The following is a 23,371-nucleotide window of genomic DNA, read 5'->3' as shown; positions in this document are numbered from 1 at the left end:
GTGAATTGAGTTATTTTTTTGAAAATCAAACTACTAGTTAGCTCTACTTTTTATATTTTTTAATCAATCAACTATGATTATTTATCACGCAAAAACAAAACGTAATATTGATTTAATATTTGTATAATCGCTTTAAGCTGAAGTAGCTTTTCTTGCGTATTTCCTAATCTTTCTACATAACGCTGTGTTGCGATTTCCAGATCAATTTTTTCATTAATTTGTGGAGTAATGAGGAATAACTTCTGAAGATTATCAAAATTTTGTAATTTACGGTTTGAGAAATACTCAAGATGTTCTGACCATTTCTCATTGATTACTACATCGTTAATGATAGGTCCTCGTTCAGAATCAAATTTTAACTGATTCTCTTGCAAGTAAAGTTGTTCTGGCGTCTCTTTTGAGCCTTGAAAAAGCTGAGTTATCTTCTTAAACATTTCATCACATCATATTAATTTTAAATTTAAGTCATGGAAGCAACCTAATTACGTCCATGACTTAAGCCTTCTAATTTAACGACTATTCATCGCCTAAATCATCAAGAAAATCGACAGTCGGTACAAAAAACAAGGTACCTGTCTCGGCAGTACTAAAGTCAAGTAACCGATCAAGATTACCCTCCTCATTGCCTAAAAACATGTTTTCAAGCATTTGTCGGGTTGTACTAAATTTACGAGAGTAACCAATAAAGAATGTGCCATATTCATTTCTAGACGGATTTGAAAAAGGCATATTAGCTCGCATAATTTTAAGTTCATTGCCTTCTGCATCATGAGCTTTACTTACAACATTATGGGCAGTTAAAGGCTTTTCATCATCGCCGAGTTCAACATCATTGAATTTTTTGCGCCCAATGACTTTTTCTTGCTCTTCATCGGTTAATAAACGCCATTTTTCCATGTCATGTGTATATTTTTGAATAAAAGCATAACTTCCCCCGATAAAATCAGGATCTTCATTCCCCACTAACGCCCACTGCGCTGCAATAACGGGTTCAGGGTTCTCAGTCCCATCAACAAAGCCAATAATTGCACGTCCGTCAAAATAACGAAAACCATGAACTTCATCAATTGGATACGTTACTTTACCAAGCTGTTGATTAATTATATTGCCCAGCTCGTAACATAAAGCCTGGCGATCGGCACGAATATGAAAAAATAAATCACCCGGAGTTGATACAGCCGTATATTTCGGGCCTCTAATTTCTTGAAATGGCTGTAACTCTTGAGGCTTCGCTTGCTCTGGGAATAAAATATCCCATGCATTTGAACTAAAACCCAACGTCGCATTAAATTTACTTTCTGGGTAACGATTAGACAGACTTCTGGTTAGCGCTGAAAAATTAGCAGCAAAATCTTTTACTTTTTCTATTACAGAATCACCTTGAGCTAGTCCCAATACAATAAATAATGCATTTTCACCAGGAGCGCTCGTTACAGGCTGAATTCTCATACATTCCATAAAATATGCCTTTTAGGTATTTAACCTTATTAATTTAGCATACTCACTTTCTTTTCATACATTTTGTAATGAAATCTGATGTTGTAAAGAGTTTAAGTAAAGCACCTTAAGCTCTTACCAAATATAGATATTAATTAACGCCCATATTGCTTCTTTAAATATTTTACGATTTGAGCAGACTCAAACATCTTCACTCCTGTATTTGGATCTACCAAATACGGCACCTGCATTTTACCTTGCATAACAGGCAATATTTTTTCTCTTTTTCCATCTTTTAAAGGTATATATTTACCCGGCTTTAAACGAAGTATGGCAGGTCCCATATCTTGCCATCTTTCTTTTGCCACATTATGTAAAATATATGGAAGCTCAAGTTCACAAAGTAAACCTCTTACGACTCTTGAATAAGGACTTGCCTCAAAACTCCATAACTCAAGTTTTTGCTCAGGCGCAGCTCTATCAACAATTTTTTTATTTATCCAAACTCCACGAGCACCATTTAATATGGTCCCTGCAAATGCCACATAAGGCATGTTCGGGTAACTCGAAAATTTCTGAGGTGTCTTTCCAGTCTTACCGTAGTGTTTAAATAGATGATAAATAATATCTTGTGACTCATATAGCTCATCACCAGTATTTTCATCAATTAAAAAAGGAAATTGTAATTTCCCGCCTTTTTCTTTTACAACTGAACGATACTTTGTGCCCCCTTTAGGACATGGATAAATTTCGACATCCAGATTTAAAAGTGTAATCACTTCACGAACGCGGCGGCAAAATGGTGAACCTTCAAATTCATATAGTTTCAAAGCTTTCACAGGTTGCTGAGGAAAAGCAGTGCCTGTTACGCCCCTACCACCTTCAGCAATTGCAGATACAACTGCTTGAAGTACTTTAATTTGATGAATCACCATCATGCGTTCCTTTATATGAGAGAATTAGACTAATTTTTCTTTTGCAATCACAATTCCATTATTATCAGCATAGATAAAATCACCAGATTGAATTGTGACACCACCAAAATACAAATTAATATCTACTTCACCAATGCCTTTACGATTACTTTTTTGCGGAATTGCAGCCAATGCATGTACGCCTAAATCCAAAGTTGCAAGCGCATCTACATCTCGTACACAACCGTAAATCACGACACCGTTCCAGTTATTTTTAACCGCTGATTCAGCAATCATATCTCCCATAAGCGCACAGCGCATAGAAGCACCACCATCTACCACTAACACTTTATCTGTACCATCTGTTGCTAATAACTCTTTTACACGTGAGTTATCTTCAAAGCACTTTACTGTCACGACCTGTCCGCCAAAAGTTTTACGTGCTCCATAACTTTGAAAGAACTTTCCATCCATTGAAGGAATTACAACTTGTAAGTCTTTTTCAGGGTTATCATCTAATAAATCACATGTTACGAATGGTACTGTCGACACTTTTATTCTCCCTTATCGAGTTTTCTGTATGCTCAGATTATCATATCGTTTAAAGGCTTCAATTTGCGTTAGCGCCGCTACGACCATCGTATGAGCCAATTGCTCCGCAGTTACAGGTTTATATTTGAATGGTTTTTGTAATTTATTCTCAATAAATTTAAATAGACTTTGCCCTAAATCTTCTATAAACCGTACGTCACTGCGTTTACCAATAAGTAAAGATGGTCTAAAGATAGATAATTTCTCGAGTTGTAGACTTTCAATATAATCTTCTAGTTGTCCTTTCACTTTATTATAAAAAATCGGTGAATTGGCATTTGCCCCAAGTGCACTCACTAACAATAAATGAATATGTTTATCTTGTACTAAATCTGCCAAATGAGCATTGATTTCATAATCCACAGCGTAAAAGGCCTCTTTTGAGCCTGCATTTTTTAATGTTGTTCCCAAACAGCTAAATGCATGGGTATGACCGTTCACATCTTCATCATTCAACATTAAGAAATCTTCTACAACCAGCTGATTAACTTTTTTATATGTATTAAGTAGTTGTGATTCTTTTCTTACCACAACAGTAATCTCTTCAAATTCTGGTATTTGCTCAAGCTGTTCGACAAGAGCTAAACCCACAAGTCCTGTAGCACCTATCACAATTGCTTTTTTCGTACTTATAGTCATTTTTTATCCAACCCTATTTAAGTTTGTATCAAATTTAACCTTTTCTTACGGTTTTAGCAGCCCCTAAAACCGCTTAAAATGCTCTCAAGGCTTGACTTCACGGTGTGTATTCATCACAATATGGCACTTGTTTACGGGCTGGTGATGGTTGCACCAGTTTACTGGATTGACCACAGCCCGCCCAGACCAACTTATTTTCAAGGAGTGCAAGAGTGGCAAACTCTGCTCAAGCTAAAAAACGTGCGCGTCAAAACGTTACTGCACGTAAACACAACGCAAGCTTGCGTTCTATGGTTCGTACATACATCAAACGTACTTTAAGTGCAATTGCTGGTGGTGATCATGCTGTTGCTACAGAAGCTTACAAAAAAGCTGTTCCTGTAATCGACCGTATGGCTGATAAAGGCATCATCCACAAAAATAAAGCTGCTCGTCATAAGAGCCGTTTAAATGCTCAAGTTAAAGCGTTAGCTAACTAATTGAAGCATGTAAAAAAAGCCCTATTGGGCTTTTTTTATTACCTATCTTTTTTGACCTTATAGCCCTGTGTTAAATTTGGCTACATTCAGCTCATAGGCCTTACCTCGCCAAATCCATTTCAATTTACAATTTGGAAATTCATCCCCTTCAAACCACACAAACAGGCCTTCCATCATTTCTGGCCAATCTGCTTTTTGTATTTGATTGTTGCCTGAAATTACGGCAACTATGGCAGCAATAATTGTGTCATGACTAACAGCTAAACTCAGCCCACTTTTTGTTTTAGGATGAGTCTGATAAATAAGTTCCAACACATCTAAAACCCCGGTAATGGGATGTTTCATACCAGGTAATGCATTATTAACAAAACTATTAATAAAACCCAAAGCGCCTTGTTTTTTAAAATAAGGAGCAGCTTGCTGTATATCTAGTACAAAGCTACCGGGTTCAACCAATAGTCCTTGCTCAATAATTTCAATAGTATGCGTATTAGATTCGGGACTTACATCATCAGCCCCTTCAATCATGAGCGCAGCCGTATCGACACAACGTTGTATTGGACTTGAAATACAATGCTGGATAACACGATCTGTATTTTTAATTAAATAATTACCCCATGCCTGCGCAAGCTCACGCCCTTGAGGAGTAAGTTGGAGGTCATATCCTGCTAAACCCTGCCCATCCACAAGTTCTCTTAAAGAATGGCGCGTAAATAAGGTCACGGGAGTTGAAGCATCGGGCAATAAATCAATTGCTTCAAACATACTTTTAGGCAATAAATCGAGTGCCATTGTTATCTTGTCATCTTTTTTCAATACTTTGCCACTATAACATGTCTGGCATAACTCTCAATCTATAACACCTGATTGGGCTAATGCTTCAAATGCTATTTTTTTGCTTTCCTGATCACGAAATGCGATAAAGCCCTTATTTAAAACCGTGTGTCTCTGGTTATATTCAAAAGGTTTTCCATCAAGAGTAAGTAAACCACCACCTATACTTTCCAACAACCCTTGACCAGAACTTGTATCCCATTCAGAAGTTGGATGGAATCGCGGGTAAATATCTATTTCACCTTCCAGCATCATGCAAAATTTATAGGCACTTCCTGCTTCTCTTCTAATAATGTTATGTTCTTTTTCGATAGGCTGAATAAATCTTTGATATTTCGGATTTTTACTGCCATGACTAAGTCCTATTTGTATAGGTGCATCTAGCGAAGGCGAAATTATCTGATATTGATACCACTGCTTTTGACTAAAACTATATTTAAAAGGTAAATCTTGCAGATATCCTAAATACACGACTTGTTCACATGGCACCGCAATAACTGAAAAGATTGTCTCTTTACCCTTAATCAAGCTTAGGTTTATCGTAAATTCATCACGCTCATGAATAAACTCTTTAGTTCCATCAAGAGGATCTAACATCCAGCATGTAGACCAGTCATGGCGAGAACTATAATCGCTTTCTTCAGACAAAACAGGCAAGTCTGGGGTAATCTCTGCCAAGTGCTTTAATAAGAAAAGATTCACTTTTAAATCTGCTTGAGTTACAGGTGAATCGTCTTGTTTTTCATGAATAGTAAACTCATAACCCGCAGAATAATTTTGATATTCTTGTAATAGGATCTGACTCGCTTGTTCCAAGACTGGAAGAAGCTGATTAATCAAAGTATCTTGTGGGCGCGTAGTTGTTATAAACATAAATATGCTCTACATAGTTTCATTTCTATTATAGGTGAATTATGAACAATTCAATATTCGCCAACAGTTTGATTTACTAAAAAAGTAATTTATCTTAATGATTAGATGAACGAGACTTTGTATGCACACTATATAGTTAATATGAATAATGATGAGGTTAAAAAAACTATTATTGTGTACAAAAAACAATCTATAAGTTATGAAAAATAAACAACTTAAATCAGATTCATCCATTTCCTTTTCATTTATTTCTTGTTATGTTCAATCACACAATAACAAGATGGAAGAAAGCGCACATGATGCTATATGGATATCATTTCTCAACAATAGAACGTAACTGGGAAGAACTTACGCCCTTAAATGAGTTCCTACAAACATTTGCAGATGATGATGGTGACGTTTCAACAAGAGATAAAGAATCTCTTAAAGAAATCATTGCAAAATCAGATACAGCTTTAGCTTTAGCAAGAGAAATGGGTTGGGATGGTAGTTATACAGGATGTCCTTATCTATTCTGGTTACCAAACAAAAGTAGCCAGTCTTTTGAATATGGTTTTGTATTTAAACAAACCTCAGATAATACAACTTTTGTTATTTCACCCATTGAATTGAGTTATCTAGCTCAAGATTCTGAAGTACAAACATTAAGTAAAAATATTGAATAAACAATATAGGTTATTGATTCAGAGTTGATATCAATAACCTCATCTTATTTTAGATAGATTAGTCAAACATGCTTAACTGTGGTGTCGGTTTTATAACTTTTTCTTTTGGCACATGAGAGCATTCAAATTCTTCAACCGGAAAGCCTTCGATAAAGCTGGAAATATCAGGTGATTCTAAACTTAACCACTCTTCTAGTCGGTCATGTGGAATCACAATCACTGATCTTTTGACATCGCCTGGTTCGTGAAAGTCTTTCATCATGGGATGGTCGATGGCATCCATAGTTAACATGCTTGCAGAACGAATAACCGTCTCATTAATTTTGCAAATTTCATAAATCGCTGCAATGAAAAAAGCTTGCCCATCTTTACGGCGTACACCCCATCGTTCCGGCTTATCATTTATATATTTACTTTCATAAAACTCGGTCACTGGAATTACCCCAAACTTACATTTAAGAGCAGCTTCTTGAAAACTCGGTTTTTGGAAAATCGTTTCATGACGGGCATTGTAAGTATGTTTCGCTATGTTGGTATCTTCAGCCCACTTTGGAACCAAGCCGAACATGACTTCACGCCATTCAAGACCTTGTGGTGATTTGAATAATAGTGGCATTGTTCCCGCAGGATAAACCTCTTCGGCATAGCTAAAGCCAACCAAAGGCAACTGAAATTGCTGTAATTGAGCAAGAGTTAAAGGTTTAAAGTTGGCACACATAGCAAGAATAAAATACTCTATATTTACTTCTGTTATTTTATAAGCATTTAGGCAATAAACCAAATAAAAAGGCACTCGAAAGTGCCCTTAACGACATAACTTTACGCTTATGAAATGTGTTGAATCCCTTGAGGAATCGCCTGCAATAGACGTTTAGTGTAATCATGTTGAGGATGTGCATAGAGCTCATCCGAATTGGCAATTTCCACAACCTCTCCATGATTCATGACCATCACCTGATCAGAGATATATTTCACAACCGATAAGTCATGTGAAATAAAGATATAACTCAGCCCAAACTCATCTTGTAAATCTTGTAATAAGTTAAGTACCTGCGCTTGGACTGAAACATCGAGCGCTGAAACAGATTCATCACAAATCAAAATTTCAGGCTTTAGCGTTAAACAGCGTGCAATCGCAATACGTTGACGTTGCCCACCTGAAAACTCATGCGGGTATCGATAATAAGCTTGTTCAGGTAAATTCACTCTATCAAGTAAACCAAGCGCAATTTGTTTGCGCTCAGCATCATCTTTACCAATACCATGAATTTGCATAGGCTCTAATAATATCTGCCCAATGGTAAAACGTGGATTAAGAGAGGCATATGGGTTTTGAAAAATGATCTGAATCTTTCGTTGATATTTAGCAAACTCTTTTTCAGTTAATGAAAGGATATCTTTACCTTCGATGAAAGCCTGCCCACCAGATGCCTGATGTAAGCGCATGAGTAATAGCCCAACAGTCGTTTTACCTGAACCTGACTCACCGACTAAACCCAAGGTTTTTCCTTTAGCAAGTTTAAAAGAAACTCCTTTAACGGCCTGAAACTCTTCTTTGCCAAATAGGCCTTTACGGCTATAAAAGCTTTTTTTCAGGTCTTTTACTTCTAAAATGATTTGTTCATCACCATTTAAGCCACGTTTGCGCTCGGGAATTTCTGAAGCATCAAAGCTTTGTTCGACCAAGATGTTGTCTTCTTGACGCATAAAATCGCTGGTCACTGGTAAACGATAAGGTCGTTGCGACATTTGCGGGCGACAATAAAGTAATGCTCTCGTATATACATCTTTAGGCTGTTCAAGAACCTCTTCAGCAACGCCTTGCTCTCTAATCTCGCCATGACGCATCACAATGACTTTATCTGCAATTTCACCAACCAACGCTAAATCGTGAGTAATGAAAAGCATCGACATTTGACGGCGCTTACGCAATGACTCAAGTAAATCAATAATCTGTTTTTGGATCGTGACATCAAGTGCCGTAGTCGGCTCATCGGCAATGAGCAGTTTAGGCTCACACGCAATCGCCATAGCAATCATGACACGTTGTTGTTGACCACCCGAAAGTTGGTTTGGATAGGCATCAATTTTAGTTTCAGGTGAAGGAATACCTACTTCTTTAAGCAACTCTAAAACGCGTTGTCGGGCCTGTTTACGGCTCAATCCCATATGCAAACACAACACTTCTGCAATTTGATTGCCAACCGTAAAAACAGGATTTAATGATGACATCGGCTCCTGAAAAATCATCGCAATATCTTTGCCACAAATTTTACGCATCTCTGTACGAGATAAGCTCAGTAAATCTTTACCTTCAAATATAATTTTACTTTGCTCATCAATTTTACTCTGACCTACCGGCAGTAATCCCATAGTTGCCAAGGAAGTAACCGATTTTCCGCTACCCGACTCACCTACTAAAGCAACCGTGGTGTTTTCTGGAATGTCAAAGCTAATTCCTTTCACAGTTTCAATATATTGTTTATCTTCATCTTTAAAACTTACTCGTAGATTTTTAACATGCAGTAACGGCGCATTCTTATTTTCATGTTCTGACATTAGGATTTCCTCTTATTTTAGTTTTGGATCTAATGCATCACGGAGTGCATCAGTAAACATTGAAAATGCCGTTACCAAAACAGCCATCGCGACAGAGGCTGCGACAAGCTGCCACCACTTACCTAAAAGAAGTTCACTTTGTGCTTCATTTAACATACTCCCCCAAGACACTACGCCTACTGGCACACCAAAACCTAAGAAACTCAAGATGACCTCAGATTTAATGAAAGACACCACCAAAATTGACATTTGGACCAAAGCGATATGGCTGACATTAGGGAAAATATGAATAAACATACGACGGAAGTGTCCAACGCCAATTGCTTTAGCAGCAAGAACATACTCACGTGCAGTATGTTTCATATATTCGGCACGAATTAAACGATAAACACCCGTCCAGCCCGTTAAACCTAAAATCAGAACAATGGATAAAATGCCTTTTTGTTGAAGTACGGCAGCAATAGCAAGCACTAATAATAAATATGGGATTGAAGTAAAAATGTTATAAAACCAGTTGAGAATGTCATCAACCCAACCACCAAAATATCCAGAAATTGCGCCTAAAAGTGTACCGATGCCTACCGCAAGTAAAGCGGATATCACCCCAACAATAATTGATGTTTCAGCACCTTTAATGGTCTTTTTAAGGACGTCTTGTCCCCATTTGTCAGCTCCAAATATAAGTGTGCTTTTAAGTTCACTTTGCTGATCAAGTAAATGTCCTCCCAGTTGCTGATCAATTGCTTTCATATCATCAGCTAAAGGGTCAGCTACACCATAATAATCAATTGCACTTCCAGCACTCTTTTCTTGTTTAATTTCAGCCTTGAGTTGGTGAATTACATCTTTTAAAGGATCAACTGGATTTATCGGTAACTCTTCTTCAATCGCTGCTGCATTTTGCCCTGCACCTGTTGTCTTATCTGCGCCTATAAATGTAGGTGGTGCATAACTTACCGCAACCTCTTTATTCCAGTCAGATGCAATCACACCCGTCATTGATAGAACTAAGATAATAAAATAAAGCAATACAATCACTAGCGATGACATTGCGATCTTGTCGGCCCGAAGACGACGCATGGCAAGTTTCCACAGGCCAGATGAATGAGCTTCGGCTTTTGTTTGTTGTTTTCTTTTTGATAAAACGCTCAGCATAGCCCACCTACTTCAACTGTACACGTGGATCAACCACTTTGTAGACCAAATCGGCAATCAGGTTAAAAATCATAGTTGCAGCGGCGATGTAAACTGTAATTGCCTTAATTACAGGAAAATCACTCCGCTCAACTGCAATAATCACCTCTCGACCAATCCCGGGAATGCCAAAAAAACGTTCAATTAAAAATGCGCCTATGAGCAATGCAGGTAAAGTTGACATCACATCGGTAATAATAGGAATTGAAGCGTTCCGCAGTACATGTACACCTAAAATTCGGCTTTCACCTACACCTTTAGCACGTGCTGTTCGAACATAGTCCTGATTAATTTCATCAAGCACAAAGCTACGATATAAACGTAAAGTCGGTGCAATACTCACCACCAGCATGATTAGAATCGGCAGTAAGGCAAACTTAAATAAATTATCAGTAAAGCTATCGCTCCAGCCTTGTACAGGAAACCAACTTAGCTGATAAGCCAGAACATATTGAAAAACGATAATGTAAACTAAGATGCTGATCGACATGCCGATGGTACATAACATCATGACCATACGGTCGGTTAGAGAACCACGTACAGCTGCAACAGCTAATGCCAAAATAATTGAAATAACCGTCTGTAAAATAGTCAGTGGAATTAAAAGCGTGAGCGATGGCCCTAATCGAGTTAAAATAATTTGAGAAACAGGTTCGCCAGTACTCCAACTTGCACCATAGTCAAAAGTCAGTATTTGTTTAATGAAAATCCAGAGCTGAACGTAATAAGGCTGATCGACACCAAGCTGCTTACGAATGTTTTCAATCTGCTCAGGATTAGACATCTTGCCCGCTAAAATATAAGCAGGATCGCCACCTACCCAGTTAAAAAGAATAAAAATAAGTAAGACTACCCCCAACATGGTTGGAATCATCTGCCATAAACGCCGAATAACATATGCCAGCATAGTGATAATTCCTTATTTAACCCGTTGTCCGGTAATTTCATTAAAGAACGCTTTGTTATCAGGTTCACGGCCAAGGAAATCTTTAACTAATTCAGCTGCCGGTTTTTGGCTACCTTGTGACAAAATGGTTTGACGGTAACGCTGTCCAACTTGCGGGTTATTAAGGTTGTCCCCATAGGCAGAAAGCATGTCTAAAGCTAAAACCTCAGACCACATATATCCGTAATAACCTGCTTGATAACCACCCATCAAATGCCCAAACTGCCCCGGGAATTCGGTTGTTGGTACATAACCTAAAGCTGTAGCAGCTTCCATTTTTTGCCAATTTTCTAAAGGTTTTACTTTTAAGGCATCAGCAGTATGCAATGACATATCGTACTGTGCATAAAGAGTCTGACGCGCATAGCGCAAGCCACGACCATAGTTATGTACAGCTTTTAAACGGGCAATTAGTTCATCATCAACACGTGGACATGCTGGATCACAATAATCGGCCACTTTAGATAAAGTCTCTTTACGGCGTGCCCACTCTTCATACATTTGAGACGGCGCTTCTACAAAATCACGCTCTACGGATGTTCCTGACTGACTGGCATAACGTGTATTTGATAAAATGCCATGTAAGGCATGACCAAACTCATGAACAAAAGTTTCAAGCTCGTCACTGTTTAAACCTTTACGGTTAAAATTGGTGACCAAAGCCGAAATGGGCAATCGATTGGTTAAAGTGCTGCCACCGTATACTCCCCAAACGGCAGCATGGCCATACTTCCCTTCACGAGGAAATTTATCCATATATAAGCCGCCAAGAAGCTTTCCTGTTTTTCTGTCAACTACATCGTAATATTCAACTTCATCCTGCCATGCTTTCACTTTGACAGGTTTAAAATCAATGCCATAAAGGTCAAATGAAATGGCAAATAACCATTTTTGAGAAGCTAAAGTGGGGAAATAATCACGAAGTTTTTCCTGATCAATCTGATATTTATTCTTACGAAGTTTTTCACTCCAGTAAGCTTCACTCCAACGTGTGATCACGGTTTTTTCTAATGGCGTTTTTAAAATTTGTGCTTTAAATGCACGGAGTTCTTCTACTTCTTTACGTTCAAGTGGTGCTACCGTTTTTTGGACTTCTGCTAAAAATTGATTTACAGCTTCAGGCGTTTTAGCCATACGGTCTTTTAAAACCCAATCTGCATAACTTGCTTTTCCAAATAACTGAGCAAGCTCATAACGCAAATCAATTGCTTGTTTAAGTAGTTTTAAATTTTGCTCAGTACCACGTCGAGTAAAGGCAATTTGATATCTTTTCCGAGCATCATCATTATCTGCCAACTCCATAAAAGGACGATATTCAGGATATTCAAACCCTAATAAATAATTGCCTTTAGCATTTTTCTTTAATGCTAAAATATAACTTTGAGGTAAGCCTTTCATCTCTTCCGGAGTAAACTCAAGTTTCTCCGGATTATCACGGACGTTACGGGCATATTCTTGTTCGAGTTTGGTCAGCTCATCCAGAATGGCCTTCATTCGTGCACGCTTCACTGGTTCAAGTTGAACACCTGTGTCTTCAAACTGATCTAGAATATCTTGGCGGTATTTTTGGTCAATTGGGTCTGTTGCTTGTGTATTTTTAATTAAGTTATATAGCTTCGGGTTCTGAAATATATCAGTGTGAAACTGATTAATTTTGATTTCACAGTCTTCAGATGCCTTACGTAACTTTGCATCTGGATCTACATTACTATATAGACTTATCGGACCTGAGAAATCTTCAAAATGCGCAAAAATTTTATCCCATTTTGCCAATATAGGTGCCGCTGCTGCATTATCTTTCACAGGCGTTTTTTCAAAAATAGTAATCTGTTGTTGAATCTTTTTTAAATTAGCATCACACCATGCTGGGAGTTGTTGTGCTTTAAGTAATGGCAAAGTAGGACGTGTTGTCTCTGCCGTTGCAAACTGACTTATACCTATGGTTAACATACATAAAGTTGTCATTTTTAATGCATTATTTTTCATCATATCTCCAATTTTTTTCATTTAATGATTAGATTTAGTATGTGTATCGATATCAAAATACATCCACTCAGCATGTAAAATTGGATGCTTTTTATATCCAATGATTTGTGGTTGAGCCAGCATATTTCGGTAGCGTGCATAAGAGACCTGAACAGGCATATACACTTCTAATAAACGTGTCATTTTTCGATAAAGCGCATCTCTCTCAGGACCTGCTTGCATTTGTTGTGTCTGACGATATAACTGATCAAACTCTGGTGTCGAACCACAAGACCAGTTCGTCATATGCGTATTGGGTCCATAAAAATTCTGCATAAAATTATCCCCATCTGGATAATCTGCTATCCATGCAGAAGAACCAAACATACCTTCACATTGTTTTTGCGCTCGAATGAGGTCTGCAAAAAGCATGGGTTTAAAGACCATGCGAATATTTAAACTATCAAAGTTCTTTTTCCAAAGTTCAGCACTTTGCTGCCCGATACTGTCATTACGCGCCATATATTCAATGACCAGAGGCTTACCATTTGGCTGTGTACGCCAACCTGAGGCATCTTTTTTATAGTGATATCGATCTAATAGTAAATTTGCTGCTTTCACGGAATATGGTGTACTGCTTCTATACTGTGGATCGTTACCCACTACCCCAGGTGGAACTGGAAAATCTAAATGCTGAGCATCATCATTTCTTACTAATTTAATTTCTTGATCTATTGAACGAGACATTGCTATTGCACGGCGCAAAGCAATCTTTTCTTTACTCATTCCGCCAACGACCGGATTTTTAAGGTTCCAATAGATATAGCTAATTTCAGGATCAACAATACGAGATAGCTGCACACCTTCTTTAGCAAGTTCAGGTCTTAATTTACCGTCTTTAATTGCTTTTGCGATCAGTTGACCTTCAAGTTGAAATATATCAACTTCACCACGCTGAAATGCCAGCCATCGTGATTGATTTTCTTCCATAACCTGAATATCAATTGTGCCTATTTGAGGCATTTTTTTACCTTTAAGGCGTTTTACAATTGCCTCATCCTCAGGGCTACTGGCAGCAAAGTTCCAAGTAAAACCACGGAAATCAGGATTCGCTTTTAAAACAATTCGTGATGCTGGTACCCATTTACTGAGTACATAAGGTCCAGTCCCTACAGGATGGCCCATTACATAACCTGCTTTATCTTTATATTTTTCGATGACTTCACGTGCCACCGCACCTGTAGGGTCATGTGCCAGTAACAAAGGAAAGTTATAATCTGGCTTAACTAAACGAATCACCAAGGTATATCTATCTGGTGTTTGTAAACCAATTACCTTTTCGTCATAGTTAAATTTTCCAGTTTTATTGGCTGCATTTATTAATGCATCCATACCTTCAATTTTGTTCTCTAACAACCAGCTATTTGGAGAACGTAAATTCGGGTCCAATAAACGCTTAAAAGAATAAGCATAATCATTGGCTGTTAATTCTCGTGGTTTACCTTTAAAAACAGGGTCCGGTGTAAAATAAATACCCTTTTTTATGTGAATGGTATAGGTCAGACCATCGGCACTAACTTCTGGCATGGCTGTGGCTATTTTCGGAACAAGTTTTGCTGGCCTTGCTAAGTAGTCATAGGTATATAAAGTTTCAAATATTGAAGTGGTTACATGTGCCGAATATAGATCATGGATATAAGCTGGGTCGAAACCTGTTTCTGCTGTCGGGAATACGTAACGTAGAACTTTATTGGGATCGGCTGGGCTTTTAGCACCTAGAGCTGTAGAACCAGTTAATGCCATGCTAGCAAGTAAAAAACCGACACCACAATGCTTGAGCTGTTTTATCAAATTTTCAGTCATATTTATCTTTATCTAAAATTATTTTTTAACAGGGGTAATATCAAGATATTGCCAGTTTGTGTTCATTATTGGATGAGGTTTAAAACCCTGAACTTGTGGCCGTATCAACCAATTACGAATTCGCGTTACATGAATAATCCAGGGATTATCAGCTTCAATCTGGCGGTTAAGCTTTTCATAATATGGTAGACGTTGTTGGGGTGGTAAATGAGTGGCTTGATTATAAAGGGCATCATATGTTTTAGACTGGTAACAAGCATGGTTTCCCTGACCAGCATTTGGTCCATACAGTAATTGTGCAAAATTGTCTCCTTCAGGATAGTCAGCAATCCATGCGCCGCTCCAAATCATATATTTACATTGAGTTGCAGCCTTTAAGTTATCTGCAAAATTACTCACTTTGAATTCTGCGCGAATACCAATCGCGTCTAGATTTTTTTTCCAGAGTTCAGAGTGAATAACCGATGCTGAGCTATTTTCATTATTAATTTTTAAAACTAAAGGTTTTCCGTTTGGCAAGTTTCGATAGCCATCAGCCCCTTTTTTATAACCATAATAATCAAGTAATTTATTTGCCAATAATGGATTGTACCCTACACTACTTCTGTACTTGGGGTTATATCCATTTACACCTTCAGGTATGAACATTTCTGCTCTAACAGCTTGGCCTTTGTAAGCCAGTCTTATACTTTCTTTTTGATTATATGCCAACGTAATTGCTCTACGAAGTGCAATCTTTTCTGGGCTAAAACCACCAATGACCGGATCACGCATGTTCATCATCGTATAGGTCATTTCAGGTTCTTTATTTGGAAAATGCTTAATTCCCCTTTTCTGAAAAGAAGTCTTAAGTTGATTTCCATCTAAAGCTTGAGGAACAGCATCTGCTGTAAGTCTGTCAAAATCTAATTGACCAGACTGAAAAGCTAACCATCGTGACTGTTGTTCCTCAATAATACTGACTACAACCTTACCAATTTGGGGCATTTTCTTACCGCTCATTTCTTTAATAAGCTGGTTATCCCACGGCGTGCCTGTTGACTTAAAATTCCAGACAAAACCTCGATAATCAGGATTGGCAACTAATTCGACCTTACTTCTCGGTACATATTTACTTAACATGTAAGGTCCTGTACCTATCGGATGCATGCCGATACGGTCACCGTAATAGTCAACAGCCTCTTTAGCAACGGCCCCAAATGCAATATAAGCAAGAATATAAGGAAGATTAAAATCTTGGCGAGTCAAAGTAAATTGTAGAGTATATCGATCAAGTGCTTTGACCCCAGCAATTGGAGTAGCATAATTAAACTTTCCCGTTTTTTTTGCTTGAGCTACAACTGCATCTGCACCTAACAACTTACCCTCAATAAAAGAAACTGAAGGTGCCCTATTTTCAGGATCTAAAATGCGTTTAATTGTATAGACGTAGTCTTCAGCTACCAGCTCACGGCGTTTACCTTTAAAAGCAGGGTCATTGGTAAAATAAATACCAGACCTAATTTTAAATGTATAAACTTTACCGTCTTGTTCCACCTTAGGCAGGCTTTCAGCCGTATATGGAACTAACTGTACGGGACGAGCTAAATAATCATATTTGAGTAAAGGCTCAAATATAGTTTCCGCGATACTGGCACTATAAAAATTGGTGGTTTTAACCATGTCAAAACCATCATCAGGGGCTTCATAGGCAACGTGTAATATTTTGTTTGGTTGCGCAGGCGTTTGGGCGAAAGCACAAGAAACTGATGTAATAGCCAGACTTAAAATGGCGAGCTTAAAAATTTTTAATTTCAAGTTCCTACCTACTTAATTAATTTTTTAAAGATATTATCCTTTTGAGTAACATCTAAATCCGAATAAGAAAAGTTCTTTCTCAATGGACTACTTTCTTCTTTGTAAATTATTAACCTTTCTATTCAATCTTTTATTTGATCGAATGGAAAACATCATAATGAAATTAGAAAGCTGTAACTATCTAATATAAAGCGAATTTCATGCCATATTTTATGATCAAGAATAATTCATATAGAAATATTTAAAATTTACATTTTAATTAGGCACTTAAAACTTCTGGGACTATATAAATAAAAGTAAGTTTTTGCCAAATATTATATTTATATAACTTATCCATTATTAGCCCATAATGCACAATTAAAAGTCATGAATGTTTCATTCTAGTTCATAATTTTTTTATAGATCAAACAAAAAATATCAACCTAAGGCACTAATTTATATTAAAAAATAATAAAATAAAAGAAATGTTACATTATACAATTACATTTAATAAAGTTCTAAAAAGATACAAAAGATACGAATCGATACATGAAAAATCCAACAATGATTACTTTTTGTACAAATATTTTTGGAACTTTTGGCCACTGTATAAAAACTTACCAAATGGAAAATTTTTTAGGTGAAGATAAAACACTAAATCCTCACCACAAACATAATAAAATAAATATATATCAATATTTTGCATAAACTAAAAAAAGAAAAATATATAGTTGGCACTTGCTTTGCTTAAAAACTTTCCAGCAATATCGCTAACTACAACAAAAAGGGATCAAATCCACGATGAAAAAAAAATACAATGTTCGATCTCAGGTAACCCCCAAGATTGGCAAAACAATTCTTAAATTAAGCACCCTTAGTTTAAGCATAATGTGTCTTACCCTGGCACAAGCAGCAGAAACTGAACCATCAAGTAATGATGATAAACCAACAAAAGTTGTCAAAGTTGCCGTTACAGGTTCTTCAATCAAAGGGGTTGCAGCACAAAGTGCTTCACCCATTACCATTATTAAAGGCGAAGATCTCGCAAATGCTGGCGTTACTACAGTTGAAGAAGCATTAACCCGTGTAAGTTCAAATCAGGCAGGTTTTTCAACTGACCAGAACGTGGGTGCCACTAATACTGATGGCTCTACCGCTAACCTCCGGGGTTTAGGTAGCGATAAAACACTCGTTTTACTTAATGGACGACGCCTCGCAGCGAACCCTTTTGGTACTTCCACCGTAAACCTAAATATTATTCCTTTAGCAATGATTGATCGTATTGAAGTTTTACGTGATGGTGCTTCAGCTGTATATGGTGCTGATGCTGTTGCAGGGGTTATTAATTTCATTACAAAAAAAACATATCAAGGTTTGGGTATTAGCGCAGGCTTATTACAACCAGAACACCAAGGTGGTGACAAACAAGATATTTCTATCTTTGGTGGCTACGGTGACTTAGATGAAGATGGTTTTAATATTTTCGGTGTTATAGATTATCGTCGTACTAACGGCATTATGGCAAAAGACCGAAAAATTTCTGAACGTGGAGGAGTATTACCAGAACTCGGTCTTGATGGACGCTCTGCTAATGCCTTTACCTCAAATTTTTATGACCCTATATCTGGAGTTTCAGGAAATCCCTATGCTCAAAATGGTCAATGTTTGGGCCCTACAGAGTCAGCAGAAGATGGATTCTGTTATGCAAATACTCAAGCTTTGATAGGTATCAAACCAGACGTAGAAAACGTTTCTGTTCTGGGACGTGGTACATTCAAAGTTAATGATAATTTAAATGCTATTGGTGAATATATTTATTCACGTAGTGAAGTTATCACCTCTGTTGCCCCTGACCCATTTAGTCGTAGCAATCTTTCAACTCGCGTCACCCTTCCAAGTGATAGTCCATATTATCCAGGCAATGGTATTGTTCCTAGCGTTAATGGGTTAAGTGGTGCCCCCCTAGAACTCTATTTACGCTCACATGCAGGGAACCGTATAGCTAAATCAATTAATGAATCACATAGGCTTTTTGCTGGTCTGGAAGGTGAAGTATGGGGATGGGATTTAAATACAGGTGTTACCTATGCAAAAAGTGAAGCCTCAGATAATTTCGTTACTGGTCAATTAAATAAGACTAAATTACAAGATGCCTTAAATAACGGAACATTAAACCCATTTGGTGAAAGTAGTGTTCCTAATATCTGGAATACTTTATCAGTTAAAGGAAAATACAATGAAGCAACTTTAGAATCCACTACTGCTGACTTCAGTATTAGCCGCCCTATATTTACTTTACCTGCTGGTGAAGTTGGTTTTGCCTTAGGAGGGAGCTTTACTAATCAAGATTGGAAACAACATATTAATGCAGATTTAGTCCGTCAAGCTCCTAGTAGTGGTACAGATCCTAATACACCCGATAATTCTGGTGACCGAGATATTACCTCTGCATTTGCAGAATTACAAATACCTATAACCAAAACGATCGAAGCACAACTTGCAGCCCGTTATGATGACTATAGTGACTTTGGCGATACTTTTAATCCTAAATTCGCGATCCGTTGGGAGCCATTAAAACAACTCATGTTCCGTACCTCATATAGCACAGGTTTCCGTGCACCAAGCCTATATGAGATTAATGCGGCTCAAAGCAAAACTTATACTGGTGCAAAATATAATGACCCACTTTACTGCCCAGGCGGTGAGGTCGTAGAAGGTAAAAATAAAAATGACTTTTGTAATACTCAATTTATGAAATTACAGGGAGGCTCAAAAGATTTACAACCAGAAGAATCAAAATCATTTACTGCCGGCTTTGTTTTCGAGCCAATTAAAAACCTTGTACTAACGGTTGACTATTTCAACATTAAAATTGACGACCTGATTGCTCAGGTGGGAGAAGCCACCATCTTTGGAGAACCTGAAAAATACTCTGCTCTTTTTGTAAGAAATGCTGATGGTACTATCGACTATATAAAAACCAACTTATTCAACTCTGGTGGTATGAAAACAGAAGGTTTTGATATTAGCCTGAATTATTTAACTCCAATGACATCCACTGGCCGTTTTGGCTTTGGAATTGATGGGACTTATGTATCCAAACTAGATTATCGCGACTCAAAAGGTGAGCCATGGACAGGACAGGTTGGCCTATATGAAGACCCTGCTGTTGTCCGATGGAAACACACAGCTAATATTAACTGGGCATATGAAAATTGGAGATTAGTTTTTGAACAACAGTTTGTACGTGGTTACGATGATCAAAATCAGATAGGTGAAGAACAATATGATCATCACAAAGTTAGTGATTATACCCTCTACAATATTTCTGGTACCTATAAAGGCTTTAAAAATCTTGAGCTAACAGCGGGTATTAAAAACATTTTCGATGAAGACCCGTCTGCTTCAAACGTTTTAGATAATTTCCAATACGGATATGACCCTCGGTATGGTGACCCAACAGGACGTACATACTATTTACGTGGTACATACAAGTTCTAATTGGTTATTTTGCAAACACGACTTTAGACATCGTGTTTGCAGACCGAATACTCACCCTTAGTCAAACATTAATTTAAGAATTGTTTGTCTCAAGTTTCAGGAGTAACTATGGGCATGACTTTTACAGACATAGAAAATAAATCTGCAAAGCGCCTTATTGGTATTGCCGCAGTACTTTTTCTGCATCTTATTGTTGCCTATATTCTGATGTCAGGTTTAGCAAACAATATTCAAAAACCAGCAGAAAAACCTGTGGAATTACAAATTATTCAAGATATTAAACCACCTCCTCCACCTAAACCAGAGGAGCCAAAACCTAAGGAAAAACCGCCTGAGCCACCTAAAATGGTAGAAAAAGTTGCCAAAGTTCCTGAGCCGCCTAAACAAGTAGAGAAAATAGCGACACCGGTACAAAAAACGGCACCGGTAGCTCAACCAACTAAAGTGGCTACTCCAGCTCCTGCTGCACCTAGCACCCCATCACCAAGCCCTGTTGCCGCACCTGCTCCAGTGGCTGCTGCGCCGGCACCCAAACCAGCTGGTGTAAGTCGTGGTGTTTCAGAGGGTTCTGCTGGCTGTGAAAAACCGGAATATCCTCGTGAAGCATTGATGAATGAAGAACAAGGGACAGTGCGTATACGTGTTCTGGTTGATACATCCGGCAAAGTTATTGATGCCAAAGTAAAAAAATCGAGTGGCAGCAAAATTTTAGATAAGGCGGCAACTAAAGCTTACAGCTTATGTACGTTCAAACCAGCAATGAAAGATGGCGTGCCTCAGCAAGACTGGTATGAAATTGAATATCCATTCGTAATTGAATAATCAACTGAATTAGCAAGAAATTAAAAATATTGGAGATAATATGATGAAAAAACCAACTCAACACCTAGTACGCTTCGCTTCTGCAAGTTTAATCGCAGCATGCTCTTTACTTCCATTAAGCTCGGTTTTTGCAGAAGAAACGAATACTCCTGTTGCAACAGCAACTACTGAAGCCACTTCAAATGCAAATACTCCAACTCCACCACCAAAGCCAGCAACTAGCGAAACTGTTAAAAATCCCTATGGCCTAGAAGCGCTTTGGCGTGAGGGAGATTTAGTTGCTAAATCTACTTTATTTATATTAGTACTCATGTCGATTGGTACGTGGTACATCATTATTTCTAAATTCTTACAGCAAGCTAAAGTAAAGCGCCAAGGTAAAGAAGCAGAGAAAAGTTTTTGGGAAGCAACTTCACTAGATAATGCAGCCGACAATCTAGAGCAAAGCAGTGCATATCGCTTTATTGCAGAAAAAGGCATTAATTCAACCAAATCACACGGCGGCTCTTTACTTGAACGTATTGACTTTAATACATGGGTAAGCATTTCAATTCAACGCGCAATTGAAAAAATTCAAAATCACTTAGGTGGTGGTTTAGCTTTCTTGGCAACAGTTGGATCAACGGCACCATTTGTTGGTCTTTTTGGTACGGTTTGGGGAATTTATCACGCATTAACAGCTATCGGCATTTCAGGTCAGGCATCTATTGATAAAGTTGCTGGTCCTGTCGGTGAAGCTTTAATTATGACAGCTATTGGTCTTGCAGTCGCAGTACCCGCTGTACTTGGTTACAACTGGCTAACTCGCCGTAATAAAGCAGTTATGGAAAATGTCCGTTCGTTTGGTTCAGATTTGCATGCGGTTTTATTAAGCGGAGAAATTAATACCAATAACTCCATTAACCGCAGCATTAAATAATCAGGAGTAAACATTATGGGTATGAGTGTTGGCTCTGAAGATGATGATGAAATGATTGGCACAATTAACACGACGCCTCTCGTGGATGTCATGTTGGTTTTACTTATTATTTTTCTCATTACAATACCGGTAGTTACACATACGGTTCCTGTGAAACTACCAGAAGAAAAAAATACGCCATATGCCACCACACCTGAAAATATTCAACTTTCTGTGAACAAGAAAGGAGATATTTTCTGGAATGAAAACTATGTGCCTAATAAAGAAATATTGCTATCAAAGCTTCAAGCAGTTGCACAAAAAAGGCCTCAGCCAGAGGTACACATTCGTGGAGATCAGCTTACCCATTTTGAGGCAATAGATCAGGTTATTAGCACCACCAAACAAGCCGGTATTGGCAAAATTGCCTTTGTTACTAGCCCTCCAGCCTCCCCGTAATTAACTTAAGGAGAATTTTATGGGTATGAATGTCGGCTCAAATAATGATGATGACGTGATGTTAGAAGTCAACATGACACCTCTTATTGATGTCATGCTGGTACTCATTATTATGTTTATTATTACCATACCTGCGCCAAACAACGCGATTAATATTAATTTGCCAAATGGTACACCGCCACCAACAAATGAAAAGCCACCTGAAGTCATTGATGTTCGTATTGATGCTGCTGGCAAAGTATTTTGGAATAACCAACAGGTTTCTGACCGCAAGGCACTAGAAACTTTATTTCAAGGTGTTATTGCCAAAAAAGATCAAGACCAGATCAAACTTAAACCTGACCAAATGGCTGAATATAAAAACGTAGCAATGGTTATGGCTACAGCACAGCGTTTAGGTGTCACTAAAATTGGAATTGTGAGCAGTAACTAATATTGCTTTTAAATCTATTCTATTACTTCATACGCTAACTGGAATTTTCGGTTAGCGTTTTTTTTGAAGGGAAATATTCAACTCTAAAATAATATCTCCACATTCATCATATTCTCCAGTTTCTATAAAACCCAATTTTTTATAAAGTTTTCCAGCATAATGATTAGATGATTTATACATAGTTCGAATTCGTTTAGCTCCTTTTGTAAATATTTCATCAATTGCAATTTGTAATGCTTCGGTACCATAACCTTTAGCTTGATTATTTTTATCAATCATAAAACGAAATAACCAGAATAATGTCTCATCAGGTGGATCAATTTCGACGCAATACATTAAGAACCCAATGACGTCATTATTGAAACAGATCACTCTTGGACAGTAATGTTCTTCCACTTTAGACTCAGCAATAGAATAAACATTTGGTTCAACATAGTCTTTTTGAGATTCATCCAATGATAATTTTGCGCATAGAAGCCAATTCTCACGATCTAGACTTTTCAAGTTAATCAAATTCAAAAAT

General features: G+C 37.7%; 23 protein-coding genes. 8 read left to right on the top strand and 15 right to left on the bottom strand.

Going from position 1 to position 23,371, the window contains the following annotated elements:
* Positions 1–77: 77 nt before the first annotated feature.
* From I7H67_RS11970 to I7H67_RS11950, 5 genes are all read right to left on the bottom strand, one after another.
* Entirely contained in the window at positions 78–434 is a 357-nt protein-coding gene (locus tag I7H67_RS11970; protein ID WP_004792661.1) for a hypothetical protein, read from the bottom strand.
* Between the two features lie 82 nt (positions 435–516).
* Positions 517–1,449, bottom strand: a complete 933-nt coding sequence (locus tag I7H67_RS11965; RefSeq protein ID WP_198307937.1) for a Dyp-type peroxidase — start codon at positions 1,447–1,449, stop codon at positions 517–519.
* A gap of 143 nt (positions 1,450–1,592) precedes the next feature.
* Positions 1,593–2,375: a glutathione S-transferase N-terminal domain-containing protein gene (locus tag I7H67_RS11960; RefSeq protein ID WP_198307936.1), complete on the bottom strand. Its 783-nt coding sequence runs from the start codon at positions 2,373–2,375 to the stop codon at positions 1,593–1,595.
* Positions 2,376–2,396: 21 nt separating this feature from the next.
* Positions 2,397–2,903, bottom strand: coding sequence for a ribonuclease E activity regulator RraA (gene rraA / locus I7H67_RS11955; protein WP_032003543.1), 507 nt, complete (start codon positions 2,901–2,903; stop codon positions 2,397–2,399).
* Positions 2,904–2,915: 12 nt separating this feature from the next.
* Positions 2,916–3,581 carry an NAD(P)H-binding protein gene (locus I7H67_RS11950; protein WP_198307935.1) on the bottom strand — a complete coding sequence of 222 codons (666 nt, stop codon included), beginning with the start codon at positions 3,579–3,581 and terminating at the stop codon, positions 2,916–2,918.
* A 212-nt stretch (positions 3,582–3,793) separates the two neighbouring features.
* On the opposite strand from I7H67_RS11950, the gene rpsT reads away from it, so the two are divergent.
* On the top strand, positions 3,794–4,060 hold the full coding sequence (gene rpsT / locus I7H67_RS11945) for a 30S ribosomal protein S20 (protein WP_004792670.1): 267 nt from the start codon (positions 3,794–3,796) through the stop codon (positions 4,058–4,060).
* 57 nt (positions 4,061–4,117) lie between these two features.
* Here the strand turns inward: rpsT and I7H67_RS11940 are convergent, their stop codons facing one another.
* Positions 4,118–4,852 (bottom strand): histidine phosphatase family protein, encoded by a 735-nt coding sequence (locus tag I7H67_RS11940; RefSeq protein WP_192833436.1) that lies wholly within the window; start codon positions 4,850–4,852, stop codon positions 4,118–4,120.
* Positions 4,853–4,909: 57 nt separating this feature from the next.
* The gene (locus I7H67_RS11935; RefSeq protein WP_198307934.1) at positions 4,910–5,767 is read right to left on the bottom strand and encodes a 3'(2'),5'-bisphosphate nucleotidase CysQ; all 858 of its coding nucleotides are present in this window, start codon (positions 5,765–5,767) and stop codon (positions 4,910–4,912) included.
* A gap of 296 nt (positions 5,768–6,063) precedes the next feature.
* Between I7H67_RS11935 and I7H67_RS11930 the strand changes: the two genes are divergently transcribed.
* The gene (locus I7H67_RS11930; RefSeq protein ID WP_004792677.1) at positions 6,064–6,432 is read left to right on the top strand and encodes a hypothetical protein; all 369 of its coding nucleotides are present in this window, start codon (positions 6,064–6,066) and stop codon (positions 6,430–6,432) included.
* Between the two features lie 58 nt (positions 6,433–6,490).
* Here I7H67_RS11930 and I7H67_RS11925 read toward each other — a convergent pair whose 3' ends face one another.
* The 7 genes from I7H67_RS11925 to I7H67_RS11895 all read right to left on the bottom strand — a co-directional run bounded on the left by I7H67_RS11925 (position 6,491) and on the right by I7H67_RS11895 (position 16,756).
* On the bottom strand, positions 6,491–7,150 hold the full coding sequence (locus tag I7H67_RS11925) for an SOS response-associated peptidase family protein (protein WP_198307966.1): 660 nt from the start codon (positions 7,148–7,150) through the stop codon (positions 6,491–6,493).
* A 107-nt stretch (positions 7,151–7,257) separates the two neighbouring features.
* Positions 7,258–8,991 carry an ABC transporter ATP-binding protein gene (locus tag I7H67_RS11920; RefSeq protein ID WP_198307933.1) on the bottom strand — a complete coding sequence of 578 codons (1,734 nt, stop codon included), beginning with the start codon at positions 8,989–8,991 and terminating at the stop codon, positions 7,258–7,260.
* Between the two features lie 12 nt (positions 8,992–9,003).
* A complete protein-coding gene (locus I7H67_RS11915) occupies positions 9,004–10,146 on the bottom strand; it encodes an ABC transporter permease (protein WP_111853781.1) in 1,143 nt (380 codons plus the stop codon).
* Positions 10,147–10,153: 7 nt separating this feature from the next.
* Complete coding sequence (locus I7H67_RS11910) at positions 10,154–11,092, bottom strand: ABC transporter permease (protein ID WP_005304778.1); 939 nt, start codon at positions 11,090–11,092, stop codon at positions 10,154–10,156.
* Between the two features lie 12 nt (positions 11,093–11,104).
* A complete protein-coding gene (locus I7H67_RS11905; protein WP_198307932.1) occupies positions 11,105–13,138 on the bottom strand; it encodes a M3 family metallopeptidase in 2,034 nt (677 codons plus the stop codon).
* Positions 13,139–14,959, bottom strand: coding sequence for an ABC transporter substrate-binding protein (locus I7H67_RS11900; protein WP_198307931.1), 1,821 nt, complete (start codon positions 14,957–14,959; stop codon positions 13,139–13,141).
* Positions 14,960–14,977: 18 nt separating this feature from the next.
* Positions 14,978–16,756, bottom strand: coding sequence for an ABC transporter substrate-binding protein (locus I7H67_RS11895; RefSeq protein WP_198307930.1), 1,779 nt, complete (start codon positions 16,754–16,756; stop codon positions 14,978–14,980).
* 528 nt (positions 16,757–17,284) lie between these two features.
* On the opposite strand from I7H67_RS11895, the gene I7H67_RS11890 reads away from it, so the two are divergent.
* The 6 genes from I7H67_RS11890 (at position 17,285) to I7H67_RS11865 (ending at position 22,848) form a co-directional block, all read left to right on the top strand.
* The gene (locus tag I7H67_RS11890; RefSeq protein WP_198307929.1) at positions 17,285–17,443 is read left to right on the top strand and encodes a hypothetical protein; all 159 of its coding nucleotides are present in this window, start codon (positions 17,285–17,287) and stop codon (positions 17,441–17,443) included.
* Between the two features lie 93 nt (positions 17,444–17,536).
* On the top strand, positions 17,537–20,236 hold the full coding sequence (locus tag I7H67_RS11885; protein WP_198307928.1) for a TonB-dependent receptor: 2,700 nt from the start codon (positions 17,537–17,539) through the stop codon (positions 20,234–20,236).
* A 108-nt stretch (positions 20,237–20,344) separates the two neighbouring features.
* The gene (locus I7H67_RS11880; RefSeq protein WP_198307927.1) at positions 20,345–21,058 is read left to right on the top strand and encodes an energy transducer TonB; all 714 of its coding nucleotides are present in this window, start codon (positions 20,345–20,347) and stop codon (positions 21,056–21,058) included.
* A 40-nt stretch (positions 21,059–21,098) separates the two neighbouring features.
* Positions 21,099–21,977: a MotA/TolQ/ExbB proton channel family protein gene (locus I7H67_RS11875; protein ID WP_004642645.1), complete on the top strand. Its 879-nt coding sequence runs from the start codon at positions 21,099–21,101 to the stop codon at positions 21,975–21,977.
* Positions 21,978–21,992: 15 nt separating this feature from the next.
* Positions 21,993–22,415, top strand: a complete 423-nt coding sequence (locus I7H67_RS11870; protein ID WP_192835936.1) for an ExbD/TolR family protein — start codon at positions 21,993–21,995, stop codon at positions 22,413–22,415.
* Positions 22,416–22,434: 19 nt separating this feature from the next.
* A complete protein-coding gene (locus I7H67_RS11865; protein ID WP_198307926.1) occupies positions 22,435–22,848 on the top strand; it encodes an ExbD/TolR family protein in 414 nt (137 codons plus the stop codon).
* 51 nt (positions 22,849–22,899) lie between these two features.
* On the opposite strand, the gene I7H67_RS11860 is transcribed toward I7H67_RS11865, so the two are convergent.
* Positions 22,900–23,361 carry a GNAT family N-acetyltransferase gene (locus I7H67_RS11860; protein ID WP_198307925.1) on the bottom strand — a complete coding sequence of 154 codons (462 nt, stop codon included), beginning with the start codon at positions 23,359–23,361 and terminating at the stop codon, positions 22,900–22,902.
* Positions 23,362–23,371: the final 10 nt, after the last annotated feature.

The organism is Acinetobacter sp. ACIN00229 (assembly GCF_016106645.1).
Lineage (GTDB): Bacteria > Pseudomonadota > Gammaproteobacteria > Pseudomonadales > Moraxellaceae > Acinetobacter > Acinetobacter oleivorans.
The sequence above is the reverse complement of the archived record's forward strand: the minus strand, read 5'-3'. Positions and strand labels throughout refer to the sequence as shown.

Coding starts and splice junctions, on each gene's coding strand:
- I7H67_RS11965 (WP_198307937.1), bottom strand. CDS start 1,449: ATGAGAATTCAGCCTGTAACGAGCGCTCCTGGTGAAAATGCATTATTT.
- I7H67_RS11905 (WP_198307932.1), bottom strand. CDS start 13,138: ATGAAAAAAATTGGAGATATGATGAAAAATAATGCATTAAAAATGACA.
- I7H67_RS11920 (WP_198307933.1), bottom strand. CDS start 8,991: ATGTCAGAACATGAAAATAAGAATGCGCCGTTACTGCATGTTAAAAAT.
- I7H67_RS11950 (WP_198307935.1), bottom strand. CDS start 3,581: ATGACTATAAGTACGAAAAAAGCAATTGTGATAGGTGCTACAGGACTT.
- I7H67_RS11865 (WP_198307926.1), top strand. CDS start 22,435: ATGGGTATGAATGTCGGCTCAAATAATGATGATGACGTGATGTTAGAA.
- I7H67_RS11870 (WP_192835936.1), top strand. CDS start 21,993: ATGGGTATGAGTGTTGGCTCTGAAGATGATGATGAAATGATTGGCACA.
- I7H67_RS11910 (WP_005304778.1), bottom strand. CDS start 11,092: ATGCTGGCATATGTTATTCGGCGTTTATGGCAGATGATTCCAACCATG.
- I7H67_RS11970 (WP_004792661.1), bottom strand. CDS start 434: ATGTTTAAGAAGATAACTCAGCTTTTTCAAGGCTCAAAAGAGACGCCA.
- I7H67_RS11890 (WP_198307929.1), top strand. CDS start 17,285: ATGAAAAATCCAACAATGATTACTTTTTGTACAAATATTTTTGGAACT.
- I7H67_RS11915 (WP_111853781.1), bottom strand. CDS start 10,146: ATGCTGAGCGTTTTATCAAAAAGAAAACAACAAACAAAAGCCGAAGCT.
- I7H67_RS11935 (WP_198307934.1), bottom strand. CDS start 5,767: ATGTTTATAACAACTACGCGCCCACAAGATACTTTGATTAATCAGCTT.
- I7H67_RS11960 (WP_198307936.1), bottom strand. CDS start 2,375: ATGATGGTGATTCATCAAATTAAAGTACTTCAAGCAGTTGTATCTGCA.
- I7H67_RS11885 (WP_198307928.1), top strand. CDS start 17,537: ATGAAAAAAAAATACAATGTTCGATCTCAGGTAACCCCCAAGATTGGC.
- I7H67_RS11930 (WP_004792677.1), top strand. CDS start 6,064: ATGATGCTATATGGATATCATTTCTCAACAATAGAACGTAACTGGGAA.
- I7H67_RS11900 (WP_198307931.1), bottom strand. CDS start 14,959: ATGACTGAAAATTTGATAAAACAGCTCAAGCATTGTGGTGTCGGTTTT.
- I7H67_RS11940 (WP_192833436.1), bottom strand. CDS start 4,852: ATGGCACTCGATTTATTGCCTAAAAGTATGTTTGAAGCAATTGATTTA.
- I7H67_RS11875 (WP_004642645.1), top strand. CDS start 21,099: ATGATGAAAAAACCAACTCAACACCTAGTACGCTTCGCTTCTGCAAGT.
- I7H67_RS11880 (WP_198307927.1), top strand. CDS start 20,345: ATGGGCATGACTTTTACAGACATAGAAAATAAATCTGCAAAGCGCCTT.
- I7H67_RS11925 (WP_198307966.1), bottom strand. CDS start 7,150: ATGTGTGCCAACTTTAAACCTTTAACTCTTGCTCAATTACAGCAATTT.